The sequence below is a fragment of the Streptacidiphilus monticola genome (genome assembly GCF_042658505.1).
Lineage (GTDB): Bacteria > Actinomycetota > Actinomycetes > Streptomycetales > Streptomycetaceae > Streptacidiphilus > Streptacidiphilus monticola.
Window position 1 is genome coordinate 1 of the sequence record NZ_JBHSQJ010000130.1, and the last position, 1,703, is coordinate 1,703.

Annotated in this window: 2 protein-coding genes; both read left to right on the forward strand. The window is 72.5% G+C overall.

Annotation, left to right across the window (positions count from 1 at the left end; genetic code table 11):
* On the forward strand, positions 1 to 1,044 hold a 1,044-nt coding region (gene sucB / locus ACFP3V_RS26200; protein ID WP_380588301.1), incomplete at its 5' end, for a 2-oxoglutarate dehydrogenase, E2 component, dihydrolipoamide succinyltransferase.
* Between the two features lie 106 nt (positions 1,045 to 1,150).
* Entirely contained in the window at positions 1,151 to 1,669 is a 519-nt protein-coding gene (locus ACFP3V_RS26205; protein ID WP_380588304.1) for a DUF4240 domain-containing protein, read from the forward strand.
* Positions 1,670 to 1,703: the final 34 nt, after the last annotated feature.

Here is a 1,703-nt window from a genome sequence, read left to right on the forward strand (position 1 = left end):
CCCGCGCCGGCCCCGGCTGCCCCGGCTCCTGCCCCCGCTGCTCCGGCCGCGCCCGTCGCCCCGGCCCCCGCGCCGGTCGCCGCCCCGGCCCCGGCTGCCGCCGCTCCGTCCGACGCCTACGTCACCCCGCTGGTGCGCAAGCTCGCCAACGAGAACGGCATCGACCTCAACGAGGTCCAGGGTTCCGGCGTCGGCGGCCGCATCCCCAAGCAGGACGTCCTGGCCGCCGCCGAGGCCAAGCGCGCCGCGCTCGCCACCCCGGCCGCGACCGGCGCCACCGCCGCGCCGAAGGCCCCCACGACGATCGCGGAGGCCTCCCCGCTGCGCGGTCAGACCGTCAAGATGACCCGGATGCGCAAGGTCATCGCCGACAACATGGTCAAGGCCCTGCACACCGCGGCGCAGCTGACCACCGTCGTCGAGGTCGACGTCACCAACATCATGCGGCTGCGCGCCCAGGCGAAGAACTCCTTCCAGGCTCGTGAGGGCGTCAAGCTCTCGCCGATGCCGTTCTTCGTCAAGGCCGCCGCCGAGGCCCTCAAGGCCCACCCGGTGGTGAACGCGTCGATCAACGACGACGAGGGCACCATCACCTACCACGCGGTCGAGAACATCGGCATCGCGGTGGACACCGAGCGCGGCCTGATGGTCCCGGTCATCCACGGCGCGGGCGACCTCAACATCGCCGGCATCGCCAAGAAGACCGCCGACCTGGCCGCCCGCACCCGCGACAGCAAGGTCACCCCGGACGAGCTGTCCGGCGGCACCTTCACGGTGACCAACACCGGCTCGCGCGGCGCGCTCTTCGACACCCCGATCTTCACCCCGCCGCAGGTGGCCATCCTGGGCATCGGCGCCACGGTGAAGCGCCCGGTCGTCATCGAGTCGCCGGAGCTCGGCACCACGATCGCGGTCCGCGACATGGTCTACCTGGCCCTGTCCTACGACCACCGCATCGTGGACGGCGCCGACGCCGCCCGCTTCCTGGGCACGCTCAAGGCCCGCCTCGAGGAGGGCGCGTTCGAGGGCGACCTCGGCCTCTGACGCTCCGTCAGCACGGCGCGCACGGTGCCCCGGTCCCGCACGGGACCGGGGCACCGGCGTGTTTGAAGTGCGCGCCACTCCGGCGCGGGCGATGCTGGGTGACGTGATGGACGAGACGGACTTCTGGGAGCTGATCGACGAGGCACGGGACGAGGCCGAGGGCGATCCGGTGGAGCAGGCCGAGCTGGTGGTCGAGGCGCTGCTCGGACGGACCCCGGACGAGGTGCTGGACTTCGCCCGCCTCTTCGAGTCGCGCTGGCTGCGCGCCTGGCGGCAGGAACTCTGGGGCGCCGCCGACCTGCTGATGGGCGGGCTCGGCGAGGACGCCTTCGACCGCTTCTGCTGCTGGCTCATCGCCCAGGGGCGGGACGTCCTGGAGGGGGCCATCGCCGATCCGGACACACTCGGCGACCTGCTGCCCGATTTCGACGAGGACGAGGACGGCGACGCGGAGGAGCTGGGCGACGCCGCCGACCGCGCCTACGAGCAGCTGACCGGCACCCACCTGCCGACCCTCGGCCTGCCCGAGCGCCCCAACTACCCGCAGGGCGCGGCCTTCGACTTCGACGACGCGGATCTGATGCGCAAGCACTACCCGCGGCTGTGGGAGCGGTTCGGGACCTAGATGATCGATTCCAAGGGTCAGTGGTCGTAGGCGG